Source organism: Mucilaginibacter sp. P25, from assembly GCF_050859465.1.
GTDB classification, from domain to species: domain Bacteria; phylum Bacteroidota; class Bacteroidia; order Sphingobacteriales; family Sphingobacteriaceae; genus Mucilaginibacter; species Mucilaginibacter gossypii.
On record NZ_CP193937.1, the window covers coordinates 2,824,505 to 2,849,686 of the forward strand.

Below are 25,182 nucleotides of genomic sequence, written 5' to 3' on the forward strand. Positions count from 1 at the left end.
TTGTCTTTGTTATAACTCTCCCCTAATAAACCGTCCGGTTTAGCAAAGTTGGTTATAATAAGGCTTCTGAAAGGAAGCCCTTTTTGTTAATGATAAACAGCAGGGAATATTGAGAAAAATGATCGGTTGGGGCACGGATATAATCCTTGTTCTTTATTTGTCAGATAATTATATTTTTGTTTTGAGTAAAATGTTACAGGGTGCAGACATGATAGTGTATCGATTTATGAAAAAAAGCGAAACGAAGCGGAACCCTTAGAGCTATTTCAGATAAAGAATCCGAAAGCAGACGAACAAACGATCAAAAAAAGCTGGAATTCAATTGTTCAGAAAATAAATCAGGAACCTAAAAAGAAGCGCCAGGAGTAATGTTTAACCTGGCGGGACAGTTTTTGAAACACGAACCAAATGTTTCGCGGCACTTATATTCAAATTGAGCAGTATTCAACAACCGGCATCCTCCTGTATGCGGCCTTTTAAAGCAGCCGCACGTTGGTGTTGTGTAATTATTTTAGGAACACTGATTTTAAATAGCAATGCCGCGGCGCTTGCTTTACCCAATATACAGCGGCTTGGCCTCAAAGACGGGCTTTCCAACAGCGAAGTACGGTGCATTTTCCAGGATCATTCAGGCTATATGTGGTTTGGCACTTACGACGGCCTGAACCGTTTTGACGGATATGACTTCCGTATTTACCGCAATCAGCCCGAAAAGCAACATTCAATTATTCATAATTTTATTAATTGTATTGCAGAGGATGCGGCCAATAATTTATGGGTAGGTACGCGCCAGGGCATAAGTATCTTAAACCCGGTAACTGAAGAGTTTTCTCCGGCGTATGCAATTTTGGGCGGCAAAGAAACACCCGTGACATCTTTTGTAAGGGACATTAAAACGGACCGCTCCGGGCGTATTTTCATTGCCACCCTTTCCAACGGCCTTATCGTTATTGATAAGGGCAAACGAACCGGCCATGTTATACCATACTATGATAACGGAAAAGCTGTACAGAGTTATAACGTTAGCGCGTTGTATGTAGGGCCAGGCGACCAAATCTTTGCGCTGATCAGCGGCGCGGGCCTTTTTACGTATGATGCGGTACACGGTACTTTGAAGTTACTGAACACTTCGGTTACCGGCGCTACCTGTATTTATCCCGAAGGCAATGGTTTATGGGTAGGCACAACCCAGGGCCTGCACCATTATGATTTCAAAACTGGGCAATATGACCGTCTTTTTGATGAGTTTAACGGGCCTTTCAAATCGGGCAGGATAACGAGCCTGCAAGTCATGCCCGATAGTACACTTTGGGTGAGTACCGATGGCGGCGGGATCCAGATCATGGATAAAGGGCGCGACAAGATTACCTATCTGCCTGCGGGGAGTGACGAGCACTCACTTTCAAGTGATGCTGTTTATGCTTTATTTTTAGACCGCGAAGGCAGAAAGTGGATAGGTACATTACGGGGCGGAGTAAATGTTATTGATGAGGTAAAAGAACGTTTTATAAATATCAGGCATAATGACCTGAACGCCAACAGCCTTATCAGTAACTTTGTTAAATCGTTATATGAAGCACCCGATGGCAGGCTGTGGATAGGTACCGATGGCGGCGGATTGAGCATTTGGGACCGGCAGGCCCATCGCTTTACTAATTTTCGCCATGATGCCTCACACCCCGGCACCCTAAGCTCAAACTTTGTAACCAGTATTGCCGGGGATAGGGAAGGCAGGATCTGGGTTGCCACTTATGGGGGCGGCATTAACCTGTACCAGCCGGGTTCCAATACATTCACTATATTTCGGGGTGTAGACAGGCAGGGAGCTGCCAGCCGGGTAGTGTTCTGGTGCCTGTACCTGGACCATGCTGGAAATCTTTGGGCCAGCGGCTTACAGGACGGGCTGTTTCTATATGATAAGCATAATAACCAATTCAGGTTGTATGACGCGGCACTGACCAATATCCTTTCAATGGGCGAAGATCATTTTGGAAACCTTTGGGCTGGAAATTTCGAAGGGGTTTATAAGATTGATCAAAAAAGCAACTCACGTAAGTTTTATCCGGTAGGTAAAGCGGTAAGATCAATGCAGAAAGCAGGCAACGGCGACATGTGGTTGGGTACAGAAGCCGGCTTGTTGTATTTTTCAACGTCTAAGGAAAAAATCATTCACCACTATACCACCAGTAACGGACTTAGTAATAATACGGTACTGGCCATTTTGGAAGACGCGCAAAAGCGTTTGTGGCTAAGCACTTACAACGGGCTTTGCCGATTTGATCCCAAAGCCGTTAGTTTTACCAATTTTTTTGAAAGCGATGGCCTGGCGAGCAATGAGTTTAACTTTAACGCGGGCTTAAGGCTAAACAATGGTCAGCTTGCGTTTGGGGGGATCAATGGTGTCACGATATTTCATCCGCAGGCAATCCTGCCCCTGCATGATATCCCCAACATTGTTATAACTGATATTAAAATTAACAATAAGCCCATAAGTACTTATCCGGACTATGTGAAGACGGATGCTGGGAATGTTATCCGGTCGTTAGAGGTTCCTTACGATCAGGCATCAATAGCCGTTAGTTTCGCAGCTATCGAATTTACCGCGCAGGATAGGATCGGTTACCGTTATATGCTCCAGGGCTGGGACAGGGGATGGATTTACGCAGGGAGGCAACGTAATGCGCTTTATACCCGTTTAGAGCCCGGTACGTATACATTAAAAATTAACTGTACTAATGCCGAAGGGCAATGGATTAGCCGGGAAATCCATCTTCATATCATTATTTTGCCGCCCTGGTATCGTACCGTCTGGGCCTACCTGATTTATGCGATGTTGCTTGCGGCAGTTGTTTACTGGTACCTGCGTTATAGGTTTAGGGAAACACGGCTTAAATATGAAGTACAACTGGCCAATGCCGCCGCTGCACACCAGCGCGACCTGCAGGAAAAGGAACGCGAATTGAATGACAGGCGCGTAGAGTTTTTCACGGGTGTTTCTCATGAGTTTCGTACGCCCCTTTCGCTCATCATCAACCCCTTAAGGGATTTGCTTGCGAAAATTGGCCCTGAGAACCGTGCGGAACTTAATATTGTTTATCGTAATTCAAGGCGCCTGTTAAGCCTTGTTGATCAGCTGTTGCTGTTTCGTAAGGCCGATTCGGGCGCTGGGATCCTGCAAATTGCGCCAATGGACATTACCCTTGTTTGCCGGGAGGTATTTTTATGTTTTGTGCAGCAGGCCAGGCTTTCGGGTATCAGTTTTGAATTAAACGTGCCGGAAGAGCCGGTACTGATTTACGGAGACAGGGAAAAGATCGAGATTATCCTGTTTAACCTCATATCCAATGCTATTAAATATACGCCGGCCGGGAAAGCCGTGTGTGTTGGCCTGCAATCGGGACCGGATGAGGTGGTGATCAATGTGATTGACAATGGACCCGGAATATCTCTGGAAGCGGGGAAGCATATCTTCGAAAAGTTTTACAGGTCAAATACGCATGGACAGGCGGCAAAAGGAGGCTTTGGGATCGGCTTATTCCTGGCCCGCCAGTTTACCATAGATCACGGCGGCTCATTAACGTTTGAAAGTGGGCCGGGTAAGGGCTCTGATTTTTGTTTAACCCTGTTAAAGGGTAAAGCTCATTATTCGCCGGATGTGGCAGCGGCAGCCGATGCCGCTGATTTATCGCCTTTGCTTCGTGAAATGGTGGAAGACCAGCCGGCGATAGCTGAAGCCAGCCAAATTAATGATATTGATTTTGAAGCTGATAAGATTTTTACCGACAAGCAAAGGATCCTGGTTATTGATGATGACAGCGAGATCCGGGCTTACATTTGTTCCATTCTTGAAAGCCGTTACAGGGTTTACGAGGCAGATAATGGTTTGACCGGTTTACAGAAAGCGAAAGAAAAGCAACCCGATCTTATTATCTGCGATGTAATGATGCCTGGTTTAAATGGCATTGAACTTTGCTCAACCATTAAGCAGGACCAGCAATTGAGCTATATCCCGATGATTTTACTAACAGCCAGTTCATCTGCCGAAAATAAGATCAAAGGACTGGAAAGCGGCGCCGATGACTATATTTCCAAACCTTTTGATAAAGATGTACTGGTTGCGCGTATTGCCAATCTGCTGCAAAACAGGAGTAACCTTCAAAGCTATTTTTATAATACCATTACCCTGAAATCGGTTAACGTCACTATTTCGGATGAGTATAAAAACTTCCTGGAAAAATGTATCGAAATAGTTGAGCAGCATATTACCGACGAAAACTTCAATATCAAAATACTGGCTTCAGAGATCGGCATGAGCCATTCAAATCTTTACCGCAAAATTAAATCGCTGTCGGGTCATACCGTTAATAGCTTCATCCGCTACATACGCCTCAGAAAGGCGGCTGAGCTGCTGATCCAGTCGGATATGAATGTTAATGAAGTGGCCATTGAAACAGGCTTTAACAGCATTAAATACTTCCGCGATCAGTTTTTTAAACTGTTCGGCGCTAACCCATCAGACTTTCTTAAGCAAAAAAGACCTGTATTTAAGAAAAATAAAAACACAATTAACTGATATTGAGTTATTTATGTGTATTCTCTCCATTGCTTAATCAATTGAGTAAATTGATAAATTGCCGAATTTATACCGCATAAATGACCAATTTGAGTCCCATCTGCCGAATAAAATCTATTCATATTAGCTTATATAAACCAGTTATTAGAACCATAGGCAAACTTACTTAATCGATTATGTAAATCGGTTTTCAGCTTAGGTTCCTAAAGTCGGCAACGACCAATTTAAAGAGAAACCAGTTTTTAAAGCCAATATGAACAATTGTAACCAGCTAACTACATGGTGGGAAGAAGCCCTCCACGGAAATGTCAAATCTTTTGGCAGGATACATGACGAACTGTATTCCGGTTTGTATTTCTACCTCTATAAAATTATTAAAGATGAGGATGCAGCCCAGGATGTTTTACAGGAACTGTTTATAAAAATGTGGGAGCGGAGGATAACATTTGGACCTATTAAAAATGTTAAATACTATTTCTTTAAATCGGCACGGTCACTTGCCATTAACTTTTTAAAGGCCTCGCGGCCCGAGTTTGTAGGCTTATCCGCAAGCCATGATATCGATATTGTTTTTTCGAGGGAAGATGTGCTTGTTTTGGAAGAAACCGGGAGAGAAGTGGAGCACATGCTTGCGCTTGCCTTGAATACCTTGCCAAGGCGCCAGAAGGAGATGATCTTTTTAAGATATTTTGATAATTGGAATTACGATCAGATTGCTGAAGTAACGGGGTTACAATATCAGTCGGTAGTTAATCATGTACACCGGGGCATCAATCAACTGCGTATTAAACTTTCTGAAGGCAGTAAGATAGCCACAACCGAACTGGTGCTTTCATAAAAACATTATATAAGATTTCCTGACTTTCAAAAAACACCGAATGATTAAAAAAATACTTTTAAAAAGAATAACCATGGCTGTCATGACTTTGCTGATTACAGGCCAGGTATATGCACAGCATCAAAAAATCATAAACCCCGGAGAAGTTTGGCCCGATAACCGGGGAGAACATATCCAGGCGCATGGCGGAGGGATTATAAAAATAAAGAACACATACTACTGGTATGGAGAAGAAAGACGTCGGGGACTGGATTCAAATAAACGTTATGTTAGCTGTTATGCGTCAAAAGACCTGACGAACTGGACATTCAAAGGTGATGTTGTTCAGATGACCGATCCCGAAAACCTGGGGCAGCGCTGGGTTCTGGAAAGGCCCAAAGTTTTCTACAGCAAAAAGAGCCGGCAATATGTCATGTATTTCCATCTTGACAATGCAACTTATAAGTTTGCTCGGGTTGGCATCGCCGTAAGCGACCGCCCTGATGGTAATTTTAAATACCTGAAAAGCTTCAGACCCCTGGAGCATGAAAGCCGGGATATTGGCCAGTTTATAGATGATGATGGTACGCCATATCTTGTTTTCGAAGACCGTCCGCTCGGGTTTCATATCGTCCGGCTTTCGGAGGATTGCCTCAGCATTGACCGGGAGATGTGCCTGATAGCCGAGCATATGGAAGGTGGGGCTATAGTGCATTATAATGGCCTTTATTACGCAATAGGCTCCGCGCTTACCGGCTGGAAGCCCAATCCTAACCGGTATGCAACAGCAAAAACCCTGAAAGGCCCGTGGTCGGAGTTTAAAGACATAGCGCCGAAGGAAAAAACACATATGGTTCGCAATCTACCTTATTACTCAAAGTTAGCGGGAAGAAGGATACGACAGTATTGTTCCTGGGGGATATTTGGAAGCCGAAAGAACAATGGAATTCCCGGTATTTATGGATGCCTGTTCAGATCGGGGATGGTAAGCTTTGGCTTCCTGAGCCCGCTCCGTTTAAGATCGACGTGAAAAACGGCACTGCAAATTAATCAGCATTTTTATACAATTCATTCTTCATAAGGTTAGTTAATAGATTAAGGGGCAGGGGTGCCCCTTTTTCGTTTTTACCGGCCCGGCACGTGCCTGAGCTGCGCCGTTTTTTGACCGGTAAAGTTGGTACCGGTTAGCGCCCGCTGATTTCCATTCATTTTGTTACAATCAAGCTGGTGATCTTCGCCCATGATTTAATAATGTATTAATATTGGTGGTCTACTTTTACCGGCATATCATTATCTTATGTCACTAAAAAAATGCTCTGCCTAATCGTTTTGCTGCTTATCTGCAGCAGGTTCGTTCGGGCGCAAGAGCTTGCCGCTATTGAAAATAAACGGGTAAAATTGCCCAATGGGTGGTCATTAACACCTGTTGGCAAGAGCCTTCCCCTGGGCGATCTGCCCCTGAATATCGTTGTGAGCAAAAGCCATCATTATGCCGCGGTTACCAATAATGGGCAGAGTGTTCAAACCATTCAGCTTTTAGACGCACGTACAGATCGTGAACTGGACAAAGTATTGATCAGCAAAGCCTGGGGAGGCCTGGTTTTTAGTGCAGACGAGCAATCACTCTACGCCTCAGGAGGTGACAATAACTGGATTATTCGTTACGCCATCAATAATGATAAGCTGCTGGCGACTGATACCATAAAACTGGGCGAAGCATGGAGCAAAAAGCCCAATTCGGTATCCATTTCACCTACCGGGCTGGCCCTTGATGATAAGCGCGGTGTTTTATATGTAGTTACCAAACTGGATAACAGCCTGTACCTTATCGATCTCAAAACAAAAACAGTCATTCAGCAGGTTAAATTGGGCACAGAGGCTTATACCTGCCTGTTATCGCCGGATATGTCAAAATTGTACATCAGTCTTTGGGGTGGCGATAAGGTAGCTGTATTTGATACAAAAGAAAATAAACTCACAGATGCAATTGCGGTAGGGGATAACCCCAATGACCTGTGCATTTCCCGGAATGGAAAATACCTGTATGTAGCCAACGCCAACGATAATACAGTATCGGTAATTGACGTGCGCAAAAGTAAAGTACTTGAAACCCTGAACACGGCAGTATCACCTACGCCGCTTAGCGGTACCACCAGTAACTCGGTAGCCCTGAGTAAGGATGGCAAAACATTATACATTGCCAATGCCGATAATAACTGCCTGGCCGTGTTTAATGTAACAAAGCCAGGTGCCAGTCAGTCGCTTGGTTTTGTGCCCACGGGCTGGTATCCCAGCGTTGTGCGTGTTATTGATGATAAATTGTACGTAGCCAATGCTAAAGGCTTTTCGTCGCTGCCTAATCCGCATGGGCCTAACCCGGCAGCCAAAAGTCAAACCGTTGTACTGCATGGAGGCGATCCGTTCAGGCCCGCACGTACAGAATATATCGGCGGCGGCTTATTAATGGGTACTTTGAGCATCATCCCCACGCCAACAGATAAGCAGCTGGCGGTTTATTCGCAGGCAGTAGTTCGTAATACACCTTATCACCGGGAACAGGAAACAGGGGCTTATAGCGAAGAGGGCAATCCCATTCCGGCTAAAGTAGGAGCTGCATCGCCAATCAAATATGTTTTTTATGTTATCCAGGAAAACCGGACGTATGACCAGGTACTGTCAGATATGCCGAAAGGCAATGGCGATACCAGCCTGCTGCTGTTTGGCAAACGGATTACGCCCAATCATCACGCTTTGGCCGAAAACTTTGTGCTGCTGGATAATTTTTATGTAGACGGTGAGGTTAGCGCCGACGGGCATAACTGGAGCCTGGGCGCGTACGCTACTGATTATATGGAAAAAAACTGGCCTACCAGTTATGGCGGCCGCGGCCCGGGTGCTGTAGGCCTCACTGCAAAAAATAAGCTCTACATCTGGGACCAGGCCAACCGGTTCAACGTAACTTTCCGTACTTACGGCGAGTTTATCAATGCAGATAATACGCCGCAGATACCTATCCTGAAAGACCATTTTACAAAAGCCTATCCCACCCGCGACCTGCGTGACCCTGACACCTTGCGGTACCAGGCCTGGGAACATGATTTTGACTCGCTGATGCGCAACAATGCCTTGCCGCGGCTAAATACCATCCGGATGCTGTCAGATCATACGGAGGGCACCACCCCGGGCAGGCCGACACCCTTTGCCCATGTGGCGGATAATGATCTTGCTGTTGGCCGGCTGGTGGAGCATATCAGTAAAAGCCCGATATGGGAAAACAGCGTGATTTTTATACTTGAAGATGATGCACAGAATGGCCCTGATCACGTTGACGCCCATCGTTCACCTGCCTATATGGCGGGGGATTTGTAAAACGTAATTTTGTTGACCACACCATGTATTCCACTTCGTCGGTGCTGCGTACTATCGAGCTGATTCTCGGGCTGCCGCCTATGACGCAATATGATGCATCGGCTACAGCCATGTGGCGTTGTTTTAATAGAACGCCCGATACCAAACCATTTAACAGCCTGCGTTCAAATATTAACCTTAATGAACTTAATCCTAAGGGCACAAAGCTTGCAGCAATGGCCAGGGGCTTGATTTTTCGGCAGTTGACCGGGTACCCGACGAGATCATGAACAACATGATATGGAAAGCGATTAAAGGAGAAAATACAATTGTGCCCACGCCGGTACGGGCAGCCTTTGTAAAGGCCGTTCAAAAAGCAGACGATGATGATTAACATAAGAAAAGCCTGATAAGGATGAATGAAAAAATTGTCCAGTCATTTTTATCAGGCTTCCCGCCTCATCAGAGGTTTGGAGATTAGGTTAGCTCATAAAAATTGACGGTATTTCACCTGCAAAGTGATGTACCACCTGGCCTATCGGCTGACTTAAAGCTTCAAAAGCCCCTATGGGACTGCCAGGTTAATCCCTGCTCCAACAATTCCTGAAAAATATTTTTCATCAGTTTCCTCTTCCCGAAACCACTCTATTTTAACTAAACCTATAATTCATACCCAATACCAAATTGTTCTTGATTTGCAGGCTTTTACGGGCAAACCAATCTCGTTTTTTATGCGTTATTTTGTAGTAACCAATTATAAATGTATGGATACTTTGTTAACCGATACCCCCTCAACAGATGGGTATGATTTTGCCATGAACGAAAATCAGCAAATGGTTGGCCAGATGGCCAAAGACTTTGCCGAACGTTATATCAAACCTCATGTAATGGAATGGGACGAAGCCCAGGTTTTCCCTGTCGACTTATTTAAACAATTGGGCGAGCTTGGCATGATGGGCGTTTTTGTGCCTGAACAATATGGCGGCTCGGGTTTCGGCTATTTTGAATATGTAACCGTGATCAGTGAAATAGCCAAAGTTTGCGGTGCTATAGGTTTATCGGTTGCCGCCCATAATTCGCTTTGTACGGGACATATCCTTGCCTTTGGCAATGAAGAGCAAAAGTTGAAGTGGCTGCCTAAACTGGCCACTGCCGAATGGCTTGGTGCCTGGGGATTAACCGAGGCCAACACCGGTTCGGACGCGCTGGGTATGAACACCACCGCCGTTTTGGATGGTGACCATTATGTAGTGAATGGCTCAAAAAACTGGATAACCCATGGTAAATCGGGCGATGTGGCGGTAGTGATGGTACGTACAGGCAACAAAGGCGATTCGCATGGGATTTCGGCGCTGGTGATTGAAAAAGGTACGCCGGGTTTTACTCATGGCAAAAAAGAAAATAAGCTGGGTATGCGTGCCTCAGAAACCACGGAGCTTATTTTTGATAACTGCCGTGTGCCAAAGGAAAATTTGCTGGGTGTTGAAGGAGAAGGCTTTAAACAGGCTATGAACGTGTTAGACGGCGGCAGGATTTCGATAGCGGCGCTTTCGTTAGGGATTGCAAAAGGTGCTTTTGAAGCGGCGGTTGCTTACGCCAAAGAACGCCGCCAGTTTGGACAGCCCATTGGTAATTTCCAGGGGATAGCATTTAAGCTGGCCAATATGGCTACCGAAATTGAAGCAGCCGAACTGCTGATCATGCAGGCTGCCGATCTGAAAAACCGCCACCTGCCGGTCACAAAACAATCGGCCATGGCCAAATATTTTGCCTCAGAAACGGCAGTGCGTACGGCCACCGAGGCTGTTCAGATCTTCGGTGGGTACGGTTATACCAAGGATTTCCCTGTTGAGAAGTTTTATCGCGATGCCAAACTTTGTACCATAGGCGAAGGCACGAGTGAGATCCAGAAGATAGTGATTAGCAGGGAAGTGTTGAAAGGATAGGGAACCCGGTTATTCTGCCTGTAGTTATTGATTTACAATTATATTATTTGTAAACCCTCTGTATGTAAAACATATAGAGGGTTTATTTTTTGTATTTTAGAGATTCTTCTGAACATACCCTAAAATGCTTTATAAAAGTTCTTTTTTGTAGAGACGCATCACATGCGTTTCTCATAGGGCAAGCTGCTTTTAAGAGCGTTACTATCCATCTTGAATTGCAAACGGGAGATGCGTGTGATGCGTCTCTACATTGAAAATTGATGTTTTTAAGCAGCTATCTTACAATTCAAATTTAGATAAGCCTACAAACTCCTGGATCCGGGCGGCTATTTCCTCTTCGCTAAGGTTTCTTAATCTTTCTGAACCAAATTTTTCAACACAGAATGAAGCCAGGGCCGAGCCAAAAATGATGGCGTTTTTCATGTTGTTGAAATTAATGGTACCTACTTTGGCCATGTAGCCAATAAAGCCGCCTGCAAAAGTATCGCCCGCGCCTGTGGGGTCAAATACTTCGGCCAATGGAAGGGCGGGGGCACTAAAGATCTTATCTTCATGGAACAGCAATGCACCGTGCTCGCCTTTTTTAATGATGATGTATTTAGGGCCCATGGTTAATATTTTGCGGGCGGCTTTAACCAATGAGAATTCGCCTGATAACTGGCGGGCTTCGGCATCGTTAATGGTTAGCACATCCACCAGCTGGATGGTTTTTAAAAGCTCATCAAGGGCAATATCCATCCAAAAGTTCATGGTGTCCATTACAATAAGCTTAGGGCGGTTTTTAAGGCGCGCTATGACAGTTTGCTGCACTTGTGGAGAAAGGTTGCCCAGCATCAGGTATTCGCAATCCTGGTAACTATCAGGGATAATTGGATCGAAAGCTTCCAATACATTAAGCTCGGTTACCAGGGTATCGCGGCTGTTCATGTCGTTATGGTAACGCCCGCTCCAGAAAAATGATTTTTCGCCCTGTTTTACCTGCAGGCCTTCGGTATTAACGTTGTGCTTTTGTAGGTCCTCAATCTCGTGCTGCGGAAAATCATCGCCAACAACCGCTACAATTTTTATTTTATCATAAAAGTAAGAAGCGCCCAAACTTGCAAAGGTTGCAGAGCCGCCTACAATTTTATCGGTTTTACCAAAAGGGGTTTCAATGGCATCAAACGCCACAGTGCCAATAACTAACAAACTCATGTAAAGATATTTATATTTTTTTGCCGCAAATATTGTGAAAATTAAGGGATAATCATTCATTGATGCCAGTTTGCGATGCCAATTTTCATTGGAGAAAATATAATTTAAGCAGTTTCAGAAACCTGGCGGCAGAAAAAAGGGGCTCTGCAGAAAGAATTGCCATCGCTAAAAAATGCCGCAGTGTGTCTTTGGGTTTTAAGTAGCACATAATCAGGGGCTAAAAAAGCCCGTGAAAAATATTTTAATTTTTTTTTAATAAAAATTGTGAAATATCCGTTGAGTTTTTACCTTTGCCCCACTCCAAACCGGATTAGATTCCTGAGTAGCTCAGCCGGTTAGAGCATCTGACTGTTAATCAGAGGGTCGCTGGTTCGAGCCCAGCCTCAGGAGCCTGAAAATCAATGATTTAACCCAACTCTGGCGAGTTGGGTTTTTTTATTCTCACACATTTCTCACACAATTTTGAAGTTTTTGCATTGAACAGAATTAATGGCGCTTGATTTATTGGCGATTTAAGTACGCTGATAAACGGATATTTGGTATCAATAATCGTCAACCCATTGCGGAATGATCAGACATAGCGCGTTTTGTGAGGTTGCGTACATCAAGTTGGTATGAATGAAAATTTACCGATTATTAGGATAGCATTTAATATTATACTAATTTTCCAAATACTAAGTATAAACCTCTTCACTATAATGTATAAAACCATTTACGGCACTTTTAATGGCGACAGCTGGGAAGATTTCTGCCAACTATGCTTTAAGCACAAATATGAAAGCGACGGCTATCAGGAAATGCCTGCCTGGCAAGGTGATTTAGGAATAGAAGGCTTTACCAGATCTGGCGTTGTTTTCCAGTGTTATTGCCCTGATATGGATTACAATCCTGACAAACTTTACGAAGTACAGCGAGATAAGATTACCGCTGATTTGGGAAAACTAATTACCTATAAAAGCCAACTACAGGGGTACTTTAACGGTGTTAAGATATCGAAATGGATATTTGTAACTCCCGAATATAAGAAAAAAGATTTGGTTAAGCATTGTCAAACTAAGGCAGAAGAATACAGGCAAATGAAAGATGATTTGTTGGCTGATGATTTTGATGTATTGGTACATGACATCGATTTTTTTATTGAACAAATACCAATTGTGTTAGAATCAAGGAAAAAGAAACTTGATATCGATCCCGCTAAGTCGACATCTGAAGATATTGCGGATTGGAAAACTAAAGAAATAAGCCTGGTGGATACCGCAGTTAAAAAGCATGAACAACGAGTTCCGTCCACTTCGCAGACATTTGACAATAAAGTCAATAAACTAACCCAAAACACGGTTGCCAATTTTCTAAATGGCGATTTGATGGTCCGAAAATGGAAAGAAAGTTTTCAGGATCAGTACGAAAAATTTGTAAAGGTTATTTCCCAGTTTGAAAAACGTGTTGAGGATAAGTGCGCGGTTTTCAGCGGAGATAACAATAAACTTTATGATGATATTGAAACCGAACTAAAGAATAAATTAAAGGAGACGTTTTCCTACTTAGATGATATTATGATAGATCGGTTAACAGATTATGTGATGTCTGACTGGATATTGCGTTGCCCCATAAGTTTTGAATAATGGAAGAGCTATTTATAAAAAAACTTTCGTTTACTAAGCGGCCGATACCTATTCCAGCTGATTATCGGCCAATGTATAAGATCGCTATAATAGTGCTGATACTTAAATTATGTTGTAGGAGCGACAAAGCAAGTTTGCTAAAATTACACTTGTTTTCTTGGGCGTTGGCTTCAAAAAAGCATACGGCTCTGCTTGCGGATTACATAAGTAAAAATTTTGTAGGTGAATTTTCCGTTTGGGGAATTGAACCGGCTCTGAATAGGGCCTTGCAACTGGCAACAGCTGAGAAAATATGTGATATCGTAGACGGAAAAAATTATCAGTTGTCAGCTGAAAAGGGGTTGCAATTTTTCAATATGATAATGAGTGATAATGAGATTTTGGTTGATGAGAAAGCTTTTTTAAAATCTCTAGGCAAAAATACCATTACTGACAGTAGAATTAATACAATGACTAAACAGTGGTCCCTTTTTTATGTTGAAAATTAAAGCAGTTAAATTAGAAGTAAATACAACAAGTGGGTTGTACGGCGCTCAGTTTCAGTTTGACAATGGCCTGAACATTATTAGAGGTGATAACAGTTCTGGTAAGTCCAGTTTGTTTCAGAGCATTATCTACGCGCTTGGTTTTGAGGAACTTCTTGGTGGCAAGAACGAAAAGACAATGCAATCTGCATTAAAAGATCAGGTTGAATTTCCAAAGGATAAATTCCATCAAATTGTCCAATCCTATGTATATCTGGAAATTGAAAATGAAAGTATTATCACGATTCGAAGAGGAGTTACAACCCCTGGACGTAAGTCACAACTGGTGGATGTTTACGATGGCGCACTGATAACAGGTGAAAACAAAGCGCTAAACAGCCGCCCAATGTTTATTCACGATAAGGGTGGTGCAACAGATGACATTTATGGATTTCATTTATATCTGGCAGAATTCCTTAAATGGAGCTTACCTGAAACGGTAAACACACAAGGTGAATTTGCCAAAATGTACATACAGCAAATTGCCCCTGCTTTCATTTTAGAACAAAAATCGGGATGGTCTGATTTTTTTGCGACTATGCCCTATTATTCAATGCGTAATACGGAGAGCAGGGTAGTGGAATTTCTTCTGGCTCTTGATGTATTTGAAAACGAAAAAAGAAACGAGTACTCAACTTTGAGAAGCAAAATGTGACTAATCGGTGGCAGAACCTCTATTTACAATTCTCTAAGCTTGCCGAAAAGAGCGGAGGGAGTTTAAGGGGCTTGGAATCTACCCCACGAATTATAAACTTCGCCGGTGAAATTTTCATCGGAATTAACGATGCAGAAGACAAGCAGGTAACCCTTGTTGATTATAATGAGCGATTGAAAAGAGAGCTTGAGGGGTTGAATAAGATAGAAATATCGACCGTAGGTAGTAAAGTTAATGAAAATCAGGTTGCACTCAGCAACTTGGGTAACCAATTAAATCAACTTTCGCTGAACTACGAAATGCTGTCTCCGGAACTAAATTATGACAATGACAAGCTAAAACAGTATGGTAAGCAGTTAGAAGCCGTTCAGGAGGATTTGAGAAAAAATAAAGGTGCCTTAAAAGTTAAAAAGCTCGGCTTTGATCTTCCAGCGGAAACGGCTTCCGATATTTGTCCAACCTGTCACCAGGAAATAAGGGATTCACTTCTCCCGATTGAAATCCACCAAACTGCAATGCGATTGGAAGACAATATTGCATACATTGAGGCTCAGCAGAAAATGATTGAAGTCTATGTGGACGGACAAAAGAGAAATATCCAAGAAAAACAAAAAAACTTTCTGAATATCAATCACAAATTGCTGACGTTAGGCAGTCTATAAGAACCTTGAAACAGGAACTTACCCAGGATGAGAGATTACCATCAATTGTAGAAATAGAGAAGCGTTTAAACCTTAGAAAACGTGTTGAATTTTTAGGTAAAGTAATTGAGGAATTTAATGCACTAATAGAAGATTTAAAGGTATTATCAAAAGCCTACGAAAGGATTTTATCAAATGAAACTGATTTACCACAAGATTTTTCTCTACAGAAGATAAGCGAAAACTTAATTCATTAAAAGATCACTTCATAGCCTTATTGAAAAAATTTAACTATCAGAGCAAACCTTTCGAGGCAATTCGGATTTCACATGATAGTTATCTTCCTGTAGCGCAAAAAATTGCTGGGGAGCAATTGTACTATAACATCAAATTTGATTCGTCTGCCAGTGATTTTATCAGATGTTTATGGGCTTATTTTACTTCCATACTGAAGGTTGCTACTGAATTCAAAACCAATCATCCAATGTTATTAATACTGGACGAACCGAAACAACAGGATATGTCTATTGAAAATTTCAGGACATTTTTGCAGGAGCTTTCAAAGTATAAAGACCAGCAAATCTTAGTTTTTGCATCGTTTGAGAATTCTGATGAAGCGTTCGAAGAAGCTACAAGAGATGTAGACTTTTCACTAAAAAGAATTGAAAGTAAATTAATCTCACCAGTTATTAAATAGAATCTGCAAAAGTTCTTTTGAAAAATTATTGTATAAGAGTATCTTATTAGAAAAGTCTAACGCACCATAATCAATAGAAAATTTAAATTGTAAATTTATATTTGAAAGTGCAATGATATGAAGCATCTAAAGGAATTTCTAACCCGCATACAAACTTTTAATCTTAGAGTAACCCAGCAGGAGGTTGTTGACGCAAGTGATTTTAATAAAATCAAAAGACAGCAAGGGAATGCTTATGATATTACCCGTGAAACGAATTATTATGATTCTTTCTCTTATAAAAGCGAATTAAGGGTACTCAAAGACATGGCGCTAATCGACCTGTTGACATTGGAAGAGGGTCTAATGGGCTTGCAACTGGAACAATTACAGAAAGTTTTGGAGCGTATTAAACTCCTTTGGAAGAATTGGCACAACCATCATAGTGAATGGCTGCAAGATTATAAAGACGACTATATTTTTTCCATTGACCTTGACAAATTGTTTATTGTCCACAATCTTCAAAGCAGTAGCTCTGACATTGGAATAACCGGCGCGTTTGTCGAAGACCTGGCTGATTCGATCAAGCTACGTGAAACGTTTTTAAGAGAACTGATCCGTGATATCGAATTGCGATTGAATCCCCCTAAGCCTCAAATAACCTATGAAGAGTTTCGCAAGGCCAATGGCTTTCCTGTAGAGGGAAATGTAAATGACCGCCTTTCTGATGAAGATCAGGCAAACGCAGAACCAAATAAAAGTGCCATACGTTATCCAACTTTTGCTGCCGGTATGTCAAGCCAATTTTATGAGGTACTTAAAGACTACTTTGTTACAGAAGATCATGTCAAGTTAAAAAAACTGTTACTTAACGATCAAACGTCAGAATCTCCCCTTATATTCCGTGGCAATGGAAATCAGCTGGCAGATGCCTTTAAACAACTTTATGATGCCAATTTAATCGTAGGATGCCAGCAAGCCGACCTCGAAAAATGGTTAGCCCCCAAATTCCTATACTTGTCCCCGAAGGGTAAAACCAGTGAATTTACAGAGGGCTATTTGAATGACCTGATCTCGACCAACATGCGGCCTTGCAAATCTCCAATTCTAAAAATCGAGCAGAAAGAAGATAAATTTCTCATCCTACCGGTTCCCCGGAACAAAAAATAACAAAAAAACGAGGGGGTAGCAGTGGGGTTACCAGTAACCCCCTTGTAACCCTGCAAAACAAGCCCCTACAATTGCAGCATTAAACAAAATTAATGCGCAATGAAAGATACCCTCACCTTTGACCAGTTACCCAAGGCGGTAACACAGATTCAGGAAAAGCTTGACAACATCGAACAGCTTTTACTTCAGCGACAAGAACAGTCGCCGGAGCAGGAAGAGCTTATGCCCATAACACAGGCAGCAGCATTTTTAGACTTGGCCGTCCCGACCGTTTATAGCAAAGTATGCCGCAAAGAAATCCCAGTGAATAAGCGAGGAAAGCGTCTGTATTTCTATCGTTCAGAATTAACCGAATGGATCAAGTCAGGCCGTAAAAAAACAGCAGAAGAAATCAGGGAAGAGGCGGTACAGCATCTGGCAATCAGCAATAAAAAAGCTAAAGCATTTTAAGGCCGATGTAGCGCATTAAAACCGCCTGGTCATCAATGGCTATGCCATTGAATTGACGGCATCACAAGCGATAAAAAGCCCATCAAAAAGGGAACGTCTTTTGGAACGCAGACCGATACACCCGCCCTGATGGGCTGCGTACTGTCGAGGCACCAACGGTGTCATTGGCAAAAAACAATCGGTCAATCAGCATCCACAAGCGGGTATACAAACAGACCGGCGACAAGTCGCCGGAGAAAACGATCGGCACCTTTGGTGCCAGCGTTTTAACAGCCCGATAATCGCAACAGCGATTATCAAAGAACAGCGAAAGCGGTAGGCCGCTTTTGGCGGGACAGCACCTTTGGGTGCTGCATCAACAACCCCGGCGTGTCGCTACAGCGATACAGCCGGGCAGCGCAACAGGCCTTTGGCCTGTAAGCGGAGCCAGCTATGTTTCGGCCATGCCGAAACTTGCTGGCTCCCGCTCATGCTATCGCATTCGGGGGGATTTTTTTAAGGATTTTTTAACGAATTAAAGCTTATGGAAAGTACGGTTAAAAAAATAACAAACACCAAAGCACTGGCCCTTACGGGACGGGTTAATAAAGGCGGCAGGCCGAAAGTACCGCATAAGCGGCGCACTGCCGTGAGCGTAATGTGTACGCTCATCGAGAAAAGAATTATTGAAGCAAATGCTAAACGGGTGGGCATAAACCCATCGGTCTTCCTGCGGAACCTGGGCTTGAATACGCGGATAGAAATCAGGGTCAAAACCCTGCCCAAGCCCGTTTTAGAAATGCGCGGTACGCTCAATCACATTGCCGCCAACCTCAATCAAATTGCCAGGAGGCGCAACCGGAGCGACGACCTGAACACATTGGAAAGAGCTATGCTCAACCAGGATGTACGAAGCTTGCGGGCATTGGTGAAGAACATTAACGCTTATGTATCATGATCGGAAAAGTAGGTACAGGTAAAAGTTTCCGGGGCGTATTGCATTACCTCTTTGAGGGCAGGCGGCAAGAAAGCAAAGAACTACAAATGCAGGAACTTGAAAAGAAGCAGGTCGAGGTCATCGCCTATAACCAATGCTTTGGCACCCGGCTTGAACTGGTGCGGGAAATGATCGAAGTAGCCAAGTTAAACCCTGACCAATCAAAGCCGGTGTTTCACTTTTCATTAAGCTTCGCCCACAGCGATGTCGGGAAGTTAGGCTTACAGGATAAAATCGACATGGTGGAGATGCTGGCAGAAAAATTTGATTTTAAAGATCACCAGTATGTGGTGGTGGCGCACAAAGATACCGATCATGAGCATCTGCATATCGTCGCTAACCGCATCGGCTTTGACGGCAAGACAGCCAGTGACAGCAACAGCTATAAGCATGTTGCCGAGTTCGCCCGGAAGATGGAACTGGAATACAAATTAGAGCAGGTGTTAAGTCCGAACAAGTTTTTAAAGCCGGAGCAAAGGGTTGTACAAAGCCAGCGTGTTGACAACCGTAAGGAAACCCTGAGGAAGCATCTGCAAACGGCGATCAAACAAAGTAAAGATGTGCAGCAGGTCAAAAAGTATATGGAGCAGCGCGGCTACGAAGTAGAATTAGGCCGGGGTATCGCTTTTACGGATGCACAGCATGTACGCTTTAAAGGCAGCCAGGTCGGCTACGCCCTGATGGATATTGAGAAGAAACTGAAGCAGGAACAGCTTTTACGACAGCAACAGGAGCAAAACAGGCAGGCGCAGCTACTAAGACAACAGCAGGAGGAATTAAAGAAACAGCAACAGCAGGAAAAGGAACAACAGCAACAACAAGTACATCAGCATACCCCAAGTATAGGCCGATAAACTATGCTTAATCTACAATGAACAGAATTATGAACCATTTAATGATGACATCATGAAACCAAATGAAGAAACCCCAATTGATGAGATCACCTTAACATCCGTGTTGAACGAGCATGCCACAGACTTAAAGGAGATCAAAAATTTTATAAAAGAGCAACAACAGCAGATCGATCAAAAGAATGCGCTTATTGCAGAAATGGATAATCATACACAAAAGCTGATCAGCAGCTTTGAAAAGAAATATCAGAAGATCGAGGTCACCGTACCCCCACCAAGTACTTTAGCCATTTCCAAAATTGCCAGTGACGGTTTGACCGCCACTAGAACAGCCGTCTTACAGGTATTGCTTGAGCTGTTTTCCAAAAACAGAATTTTGGTATTGCCGGAGGATGCCGGGAAAGGCTTTTTAAAGACGATGGCTAAGCGTAGTATGTACTTAACTGCTTTAGCAATGATCATTGGCTTGCTTAGTTGGTTCGGCTTTCACAATTTGTATAAGGACAGCCAGAACAGCCGCTATCGTAAAGCATGGTACTGGAACTATTTGATTGCAGACAGCGCTAAAAGGCAGAAATTACAAAGCCAGCTGGACAGTCTGAATATATCAGCGATCAATCAATACCGAACTGACAGTATAGAACGTTACCTCGAAATACAGGCAACGGAATTAAGGATTAAGCAGTTGGAAAGGGAGGCCGACAGCTTGAAAGCGTTGAGGCGGGAACCCTGAAATGATAAACTTGAAAGATTAAAATGAAATGAAAAGGAAGCAAAAAACATACTAAATAGTTTATCAGCTACACGACTAATACAAATTACTATTTTTGAAAACTGGTCATTCGCTGAATGTAATACCATGATTTAGAACGCTATCCATATGTTAACAATAATGACTTTCAAGACTATGGATTTTATAGTGACGGGCCCAAAGGATGGATTGAAAAAATTGTCATGTTTACAAAAATTCCCAATTCGGTACCGCCAATTTATAATTTAGGGTTTGACGATCAAGACCCAAACTCAGGAAAAACAGATGATGTTGTGGTTAATAATAACGAAGACAGGGATATAGTTCTGGCTACCGTGGCAAACACTATTGTCGAGTTTTGTAACCACTATGGTAACCATTATATTTATGCAAAGGGCAGTACAACTGCACATACCAGAGTATATCAAATGGGGATAGCGGTTTGTGGGAGGAAACTAGTAAGGATTTTGATGTGTATGGATTAAAAGATGATGCTTGGCATGTGTTTAAGCCCAGCACTATCAATTATGAGGCGTTTTTGGTAAACAGAAGTAATTAGAAAGACCTTAGACTTTACTTAAAAAAGTGCTTTTTGAGGTATAAAAGTTGAACTGGAAGATGATTATTTCCCCTTTAAGATTTCGTTCTTTTCCTTTTCAGCTTGTAACAAACGCTCGTAAAGCTTCTTATTTTCTTCAAAGAGTTCAACCAATTTTTCTATTGGATTGAAATTAAATTGATGACCCACATTAGCACCTTGATTATGCGAGCCTTCATAATTATTCTGAATATTGTAGATCACCGCTTCGTCGCTGTAATTTTTTATAGCTTCGGCTGAAACCCCTAGTACCCCGGCCACTTTAGCTAAAACATCATCCTCGATAGTTTCGCTTTGCTCCATGCGGGACACAGTTTGCTGGCTCACACCCAATTCAGAGGCGAGTGTTTCCTGCTTTATACCCCGCAGTTCACGGATGCGGCTTATTTTTCTTCCGATATGGGTATTGGTTGGTTTGGTAGATGTTTCCATAGTTTCAAATATACAAAGTTTTCTTTTTGATAATAATAGGGGCACTGTATATATCGGCACCAAGTAGAATACCATGCGTTTCGGCAGACGGCTTCATTGCACCACGCACTATGTGCCGGGTTCCATTCCGCCGTCCGCCTCTCCGCCGCACCGCAAAACTGAAATTCGTTCCTCATAACAGATTTGCGCCCGGCCACCGCCCTTTTACGGGACACATTCCATATTCACCTGTACAGCGAAGATAGCCCACGCTGGGATAAAAGTAAAGGCTATACGGAGCAGGCAGCAGTGTTTTGTTCTTTAGCGGCTTGCCTGGCCTTGACTTTTTACCCGGCTACGCGCTGCTGGTTGCTTAACAGTTGAGTATGGCCTGCGTGTTCATCACCTCTTTCGGCTCACCTGAACGCGGCCGAGCATTGGCGGTAAACAACACGGTCGTATAAGTAAAATACACGCGCTATGGGTTCGGTACCGCTTTACACGTGCCGAAATTTGAATATAACGTAAAGCAAATTCACCATGAAAGTCATTATTAATAACATCAATATCTACTTTAACACCGGGTATAAAAGCACTATTAATATAGGTGCCGAAAGAACAACTGTACCGGACCTACAGGATTTCTCCCCTCATATCGTCGTAAACGATGGCGTTGTAACCGATGATAGCGCATTTCTTGAACGCCTAAAGGAACGCCTTACCCAAAGTGAACAAGAAGTAAAAGAATTTCTGGAAAAGTATAGCGCAAAAAACCAATAAATGCTATGGAAAGAAAGCATGTCAATCTCTCTCCTTTACAGTGGAGGGAACTGCAAGGGCTCATTAAACCATTGGTAAGCCAATATAAAACAGGATATATCATTTGCTTTGGCTACCTGAATGATACTAAGGCGACAACCAGCTGTTTTATTGAAGATGTAAAGCAAAGTAATACGCATTACTTTTTGCTCATGATTACGACAGCGGTCACCCGTATAGAGCACGAAGTACAGGACTATGTAAACAGCCATTTTGATAAGGCAGGTATTACCATCATCGTGCATGGCCTCGAAACGATAACAAATGCGATAAGCCAGGGCAGCCGTTTTTTTACCGCTGTTTGCCGTGACGGGATGCAATTATATACCGCCAGTGGCCTGCGGTTAAACCTTGATTACCCGCATTTAAATCCTGCCACCACGCTGGCAAAAGCGGAAAAGCATTATTATCACCGGTATTGTATGGCTTTAGGCTTCATGGAAGCGGCAGGTGAATGTTTTGAAAAGGAATATTACAACAATACCATTTTTATGCTGCATCAGGCCGTGGAACAGGCTTGTATCGCCATGATCCGGGTATTTATGGCTTATCGGTCAGATATACACAATCTTGCCCGCCTGCTGAATCTATGCCATTGTTTTTCAGGCGAACCCGCCGCCTTATTTCCACGCAAGACTACGGAAGACCAGCGTTTGTTCCAACTGTTACTTAAAAGCTACACAGATGCCCGATACCGGGATGAATACAAAGTGACCAGTCTGGATGCGGATATGCTTTGTACACAGGTAAGGGCACTGATAGAACTTACCGAGGAACTCTGCATTGACCGGATAAATGACTTACGGACGGCGGTTATCAATGTCCCTGAATAGGATTGAATTTTAAACTTAAATCTCAAATCATGGCAGCTAAAAAAACAAAGTTGGGTACGATCTTATCTCCCGGCACTTTCTTTTATACCATTCCATTTGAACGAGGCAGCCAGCGTTTAACAAGGGAGATATTGGATAAATACTATCCTGTACCAAAGGGCAGAAAAGCTTTTATGGGGAATCACTATGAATTTAAAAGCTATGCAAATGGTATGGTATCAGTCAAGCTAAATCTAAACGATGGTTCCGAAAATATGCTTTACATGCATACTGGGTTAAACGAATTGCATATAGCCTGTACATGCGGAATGCCGGATGAAAAGCTTTGTTATCATGCTTATATGGGGCTAAACAGAATCATGTGGCGGGATTATTTGGATTTTCAGATGTACTACTGGCCGGGTTATGAATCCGATGAAAACATCAGGAAAAAATTTCTCAAAGTAGACGTTAGCAATGAGCGGATATTTGTTGAACCGAAATTAAGGTATGGCAATATTTTCCGGCCCGACATCGGGTTTACCGATAACAAACACCTGACCATACAGGAAAGGCCGATGTCGCCCGAAAAGGAACTTACAGGTAGCCGGCAGGTCATAGCCTATTGTTTAGCTTATAGCTTTGGCGGTTATTTCAGTGCTCATCTACCTACACTGATACCCTGTTTAGGACTAACGAGTAAGGACGACAGGTTTGTGCTAAGCTTTCAGCAATTTAGCAGAAAAGATAAGCCGGTAAACCAAATCGTTTATACTTCCAACCAGCAGCAACTCAATGAAATCAGTTTTAATCAATACGCTATTGCTAAAAGGTATGATGATCTGCCCTGTGAGGAAAAAAGACTGGATTACCGGATGCAAAGCAAGCTACGTTTGCCTTATGGCAGCAGGCAATTCCTTTACTTTTGAACGAAAAATACAGTTATCGTTATTATACCTATTGGCTTAAATATCTAAAGGATAAACCACGTAAAGCAGACATGAGGGATTGTAAATACAGTTTGGAAAGTCCCGTTTTAAGTTTCCTCTTAAAATTTCACCAGGATCATTTTTCATTTGTTGCAGTAGTTTCCGTAAACGGTAGCACCCTGCAATTTGACTATAAGCCGCATTTTTTTGTATTTGACAACAAAACCGGGCTTTGTTACCTTATGCCATCGGTTCAGGACGATGATTTGCTGATGTGGGTATTATCCAATAACAAAAGGTTAACAGTGCTTAAAACGCATTTTAAACAGTTTCATGACACCTTTCTTGCTAAGGTTAGTTCATTTTACCCGGTACTATTTGTCGATCCTAAATCTCAAAAGGCTGTCCCTTACAATTTTGAAACGATTTCCAATGAAATAGTTAAATGAAGTATCTATGGAAAACGTTGATATCGAATTTAAAGAATTATCACCGGGAGAGATTAGGGAAATGCTTTTGGGGATAAGGTACATTTTTATCAATTACCCACCCGAGAAGCTTAAAGAAATAATATGGCAATTGTATCGGGGATGGGTTTACAATTCCGCCGAGTGGGTACAGCAGGACGATATAAAGGATATGCTGTTGTTTTATGATTTTATAACTCATCTAATAGATGATCTATTTGAATATTCCCAATATTTAAATCGCCAGGAATAAAACGGCTATGCAAATCCACTTTCTTTTTGGACATTCTTCATTCACTGGAACAGCGATAGCCACCGCCTGATAAAAAGTAAAGCTATATAAGCGGACAATTATGTTTTGTATTTTACTGGCTTGCCTTAACTTTTTACCCGGCTCGCGCTGTTGGTTGCTTATACGTGGTAAATAAGGAATGGTGGGGTCAGTTGGTTGACTTTAAGGGTAAAAATCGTGATTTTAAACCAAAATAAAGGGGTTAATTGAGGCAAATATTGAAAAAATTGCTTCGGAGTTGGGTCATCGAAACAATACAGAAGGCAAGATTATGGCATTATCACAGCCAGTCTTTCTGTAAGGCCCAAAACAAACTTTACAAAGTTTGCTATCTTGCGGGCTGCAAATTATATTGCAAATATAATAATAGGTTACTAATAAATTTCAGTAAAATTATTGTAATGGTAAATTTTGTGTCAATTTATTTTAATATCACTCCAATTTAAAACCGATATAAATAAGTTATTTAAAAAGCTAGGTCAAATAATAGGGATGTCTGGGGTCAGATGCTAAAAAAACTAAAATCGGACTTTTCAGTCATGGTTGTTTTGTAACTATACTCGCTGGCTATGTGGCAATTGCCCTATCACCCCTATGAGGTTTCTTTTGCCCCTATAGAAGGTGTAATATATTGCCTGAGTAACAAGCAGTCACAAAAGC

At 42.5% G+C, this 25,182-nt stretch carries 25 protein-coding genes, 1 tRNA gene and 1 pseudogene; 25 read left to right on the plus strand and 2 right to left on the minus strand.

Going from position 1 to position 25,182, the window contains the following annotated elements; genetic code table 11:
* Positions 1-466: 466 nt before the first annotated feature.
* The 6 genes from ACRQ5D_RS14575 (at position 467) to ACRQ5D_RS14600 (ending at position 10,684) form a co-directional block, all read left to right on the plus strand.
* Positions 467-4,573, plus strand: coding sequence for a hybrid sensor histidine kinase/response regulator (locus ACRQ5D_RS14575; RefSeq protein ID WP_091172258.1), 4,107 nt, complete (start codon positions 467-469; stop codon positions 4,571-4,573).
* Between the two features lie 253 nt (positions 4,574-4,826).
* Complete coding sequence (locus tag ACRQ5D_RS14580) at positions 4,827-5,411, plus strand: RNA polymerase sigma factor (RefSeq protein WP_091172259.1); 585 nt, start codon at positions 4,827-4,829, stop codon at positions 5,409-5,411.
* A gap of 82 nt (positions 5,412-5,493) precedes the next feature.
* Positions 5,494-6,420, plus strand: coding sequence for a family 43 glycosylhydrolase (locus tag ACRQ5D_RS14585; protein WP_432329324.1), 927 nt, complete (start codon positions 5,494-5,496; stop codon positions 6,418-6,420).
* 281 nt (positions 6,421-6,701) lie between these two features.
* Positions 6,702-8,759 carry a bifunctional YncE family protein/alkaline phosphatase family protein gene (locus ACRQ5D_RS14590; protein WP_432329326.1) on the plus strand — a complete coding sequence of 686 codons (2,058 nt, stop codon included), beginning with the start codon at positions 6,702-6,704 and terminating at the stop codon, positions 8,757-8,759.
* Between the two features lie 23 nt (positions 8,760-8,782).
* Entirely contained in the window at positions 8,783-9,028 is a 246-nt protein-coding gene (locus ACRQ5D_RS14595; RefSeq protein ID WP_432329327.1) for a hypothetical protein, read from the plus strand.
* 474 nt (positions 9,029-9,502) lie between these two features.
* On the plus strand, positions 9,503-10,684 hold the full coding sequence (locus ACRQ5D_RS14600) for an acyl-CoA dehydrogenase (RefSeq protein WP_091172317.1): 1,182 nt from the start codon (positions 9,503-9,505) through the stop codon (positions 10,682-10,684).
* Between the two features lie 279 nt (positions 10,685-10,963).
* On the opposite strand, the gene ACRQ5D_RS14605 is transcribed toward ACRQ5D_RS14600, so the two are convergent.
* Positions 10,964-11,878, minus strand: a complete 915-nt coding sequence (locus ACRQ5D_RS14605; RefSeq protein WP_091172319.1) for a PfkB family carbohydrate kinase — start codon at positions 11,876-11,878, stop codon at positions 10,964-10,966.
* A 316-nt stretch (positions 11,879-12,194) separates the two neighbouring features.
* Here ACRQ5D_RS14605 and ACRQ5D_RS14610 point away from each other — a divergent pair.
* The 14 genes and pseudogenes from ACRQ5D_RS14610 (at position 12,195) to ACRQ5D_RS14675 (ending at position 20,753) form a co-directional block, all read left to right on the plus strand.
* A tRNA-Asn gene (locus ACRQ5D_RS14610) sits at positions 12,195-12,268 on the plus strand.
* A gap of 224 nt (positions 12,269-12,492) precedes the next feature.
* The gene (locus ACRQ5D_RS14615) at positions 12,493-13,500 is read left to right on the plus strand and encodes a hypothetical protein (RefSeq protein ID WP_432329329.1); all 1,008 of its coding nucleotides are present in this window, start codon (positions 12,493-12,495) and stop codon (positions 13,498-13,500) included.
* The gene (locus ACRQ5D_RS14620; protein WP_432329331.1) at positions 13,500-13,988 is read left to right on the plus strand and encodes a hypothetical protein; all 489 of its coding nucleotides are present in this window, start codon (positions 13,500-13,502) and stop codon (positions 13,986-13,988) included. The genes ACRQ5D_RS14615 and ACRQ5D_RS14620 overlap by 1 nt, the downstream gene beginning before the upstream one ends.
* Positions 13,975-14,679, plus strand: a complete 705-nt coding sequence (locus ACRQ5D_RS14625) for an ATP-binding protein (protein ID WP_432329334.1) — start codon at positions 13,975-13,977, stop codon at positions 14,677-14,679. Before ACRQ5D_RS14620 ends, ACRQ5D_RS14625 begins: the two co-directional genes overlap by 14 nt.
* A 71-nt stretch (positions 14,680-14,750) precedes the next feature.
* Positions 14,751-15,341: a hypothetical protein gene (locus ACRQ5D_RS14630; protein WP_432329336.1), complete on the plus strand. Its 591-nt coding sequence runs from the start codon at positions 14,751-14,753 to the stop codon at positions 15,339-15,341.
* 5 nt (positions 15,342-15,346) lie between these two features.
* Positions 15,347-15,577, plus strand: coding sequence for a hypothetical protein (locus ACRQ5D_RS14635; RefSeq protein WP_432329338.1), 231 nt, complete (start codon positions 15,347-15,349; stop codon positions 15,575-15,577).
* Positions 15,578-15,597: 20 nt separating this feature from the next.
* Positions 15,598-16,017 (plus strand): hypothetical protein, encoded by a 420-nt coding sequence (locus tag ACRQ5D_RS14640; protein WP_432329340.1) that lies wholly within the window; start codon positions 15,598-15,600, stop codon positions 16,015-16,017.
* A 117-nt stretch (positions 16,018-16,134) separates the two neighbouring features.
* Positions 16,135-17,166, plus strand: a complete 1,032-nt coding sequence (locus ACRQ5D_RS14645; protein ID WP_432329342.1) for a hypothetical protein — start codon at positions 16,135-16,137, stop codon at positions 17,164-17,166.
* A gap of 99 nt (positions 17,167-17,265) precedes the next feature.
* A complete protein-coding gene (locus ACRQ5D_RS14650; RefSeq protein WP_432329343.1) occupies positions 17,266-17,616 on the plus strand; it encodes a helix-turn-helix domain-containing protein in 351 nt (116 codons plus the stop codon).
* Between the two features lie 523 nt (positions 17,617-18,139).
* A complete protein-coding gene (locus tag ACRQ5D_RS14655; protein ID WP_432329345.1) occupies positions 18,140-18,553 on the plus strand; it encodes a plasmid mobilization protein in 414 nt (137 codons plus the stop codon).
* Positions 18,550-19,446: a relaxase/mobilization nuclease domain-containing protein gene (locus tag ACRQ5D_RS14660; protein WP_432329347.1), complete on the plus strand. Its 897-nt coding sequence runs from the start codon at positions 18,550-18,552 to the stop codon at positions 19,444-19,446. The genes ACRQ5D_RS14655 and ACRQ5D_RS14660 overlap by 4 nt, the downstream gene beginning before the upstream one ends.
* A 52-nt stretch (positions 19,447-19,498) precedes the next feature.
* Complete coding sequence (locus tag ACRQ5D_RS14665; protein ID WP_432329349.1) at positions 19,499-20,176, plus strand: hypothetical protein; 678 nt, start codon at positions 19,499-19,501, stop codon at positions 20,174-20,176.
* A 191-nt stretch (positions 20,177-20,367) separates the two neighbouring features.
* A pseudogene (locus tag ACRQ5D_RS14670) lies at positions 20,368-20,679 on the plus strand (DUF6934 family protein); the annotation flags it as partial.
* Positions 20,667-20,753, plus strand: a complete 87-nt coding sequence (locus ACRQ5D_RS14675; RefSeq protein WP_432329775.1) for a hypothetical protein — start codon at positions 20,667-20,669, stop codon at positions 20,751-20,753. The pseudogene ACRQ5D_RS14670 and the gene ACRQ5D_RS14675, both read left to right, overlap by 13 nt.
* Positions 20,754-20,816: 63 nt before the next feature.
* Here the strand turns inward: ACRQ5D_RS14675 and ACRQ5D_RS14680 are convergent, their stop codons facing one another.
* Positions 20,817-21,224: a helix-turn-helix domain-containing protein gene (locus ACRQ5D_RS14680; RefSeq protein ID WP_112652177.1), complete on the minus strand. Its 408-nt coding sequence runs from the start codon at positions 21,222-21,224 to the stop codon at positions 20,817-20,819.
* Between the two features lie 519 nt (positions 21,225-21,743).
* On the opposite strand from ACRQ5D_RS14680, the gene ACRQ5D_RS14685 reads away from it, so the two are divergent.
* Genes ACRQ5D_RS14685 through ACRQ5D_RS14705 form a run of 5 tightly spaced genes read left to right on the plus strand, consistent with a single transcriptional unit; the run spans position 21,744 to position 24,483 of the window.
* Positions 21,744-21,983, plus strand: a complete 240-nt coding sequence (locus ACRQ5D_RS14685) for a hypothetical protein (protein ID WP_432329351.1) — start codon at positions 21,744-21,746, stop codon at positions 21,981-21,983.
* A gap of 5 nt (positions 21,984-21,988) precedes the next feature.
* Entirely contained in the window at positions 21,989-22,855 is an 867-nt protein-coding gene (locus ACRQ5D_RS14690) for a HEPN domain-containing protein (RefSeq protein ID WP_432329353.1), read from the plus strand.
* 29 nt (positions 22,856-22,884) lie between these two features.
* Positions 22,885-23,763: a hypothetical protein gene (locus tag ACRQ5D_RS14695; protein ID WP_432329355.1), complete on the plus strand. Its 879-nt coding sequence runs from the start codon at positions 22,885-22,887 to the stop codon at positions 23,761-23,763.
* A complete protein-coding gene (locus ACRQ5D_RS14700; protein ID WP_432329356.1) occupies positions 23,760-24,212 on the plus strand; it encodes a hypothetical protein in 453 nt (150 codons plus the stop codon). The genes ACRQ5D_RS14695 and ACRQ5D_RS14700 overlap by 4 nt, the downstream gene beginning before the upstream one ends.
* A gap of 7 nt (positions 24,213-24,219) precedes the next feature.
* On the plus strand, positions 24,220-24,483 hold the full coding sequence (locus ACRQ5D_RS14705; RefSeq protein WP_432329357.1) for a hypothetical protein: 264 nt from the start codon (positions 24,220-24,222) through the stop codon (positions 24,481-24,483).
* The last annotated feature ends 699 nt before the right edge of the window (positions 24,484-25,182 follow it).